Origin of the sequence: Klebsiella sp. HMSC25G12 (assembly GCF_001807705.1) — a bacterium.
Classification (GTDB): domain Bacteria; phylum Pseudomonadota; class Gammaproteobacteria; order Enterobacterales; family Enterobacteriaceae; genus Klebsiella; species Klebsiella variicola.
Genome location: NZ_KV789861.1, coordinates 1 through 856, shown reverse-complemented (window position 1 = coordinate 856; position 856 = coordinate 1). Strand labels below are relative to the sequence as shown.

General features: G+C 55.7%; 1 protein-coding gene. It reads right to left on the bottom strand.

The features are described 5' to 3' along the window. A partial coding sequence (locus HMPREF3096_RS09450; protein WP_141749327.1) for an IS3 family transposase occupies positions 1–856 on the bottom strand: 856 nt, incomplete at both ends.

Here is an 856-nt window from a genome sequence, read left to right as displayed (position 1 = left end):
TCCCAGCGCGCTGTGCGGGTGGTTTTCATTGTAATGCGTGAACGCTACTGCAAGGTTTCGCAGTGCTGTTCTCACATCCGGTTTTGGCATGAACGCGATATAGTCTTCTTTCATCTTTTTCACGAACCGTTCGGCCATGCCATTACTCTGCGGGCTGCTCACCGCTGTTGTGCAGGGCTCCAGATTCAGCTCTCTCGCGAACCTCCGCGTTTCATACGCGGTATACGCTGAACCGTTATCCGTCAGCCACTGCACTGGTGTTTCCGGTAGCCTGTCGCCGAAGCGCTTTTCCACCGACCTCAGCATCACATCCTGCACGGTCGAACTGTCATAGCCTCCCGTGCTTGCTGCCCAGTCTATGGCCTCACGGTCGCAGCAGTCCAGCGCGAACGTTACCCGCAGTTTTTCGCCGTTGTCGCAGCCGAACTCGAAGCCATCTGAACACCAGCGCATATCGCTTTCTGCCACCGCTATCTTGCCCTTATGTTCACGCTTCGGTCGCTCTGGTTTGTGATGCAACAACAACAGGTTATGCTCGCTCATTATCCTGTAAAGCCGTTTGGCATTCACAGGTGGCTGTCCCTCTGTGCGACGTTGCTTGCGCAGGATGCCCCACACGCGTCGATAACCATAACTCGGCATATCGCTGATAATGTTGAGGATAGCCGACAGTATTTCTGCGTCTGCTTCTTCATTACGCCGGTTACAGCGCCTGTCCTGCCAGTCGGCAGAACGGTTAATCCGCAGTGACAGTTGCGCACGCGACACGCCCATGGTCCGGCTGACCATGGCTATTCCCCGTCCTTTGGCAACAAGGGCGCGTGCGCTATCCATTTTCGCGACTGACCGTACTCCA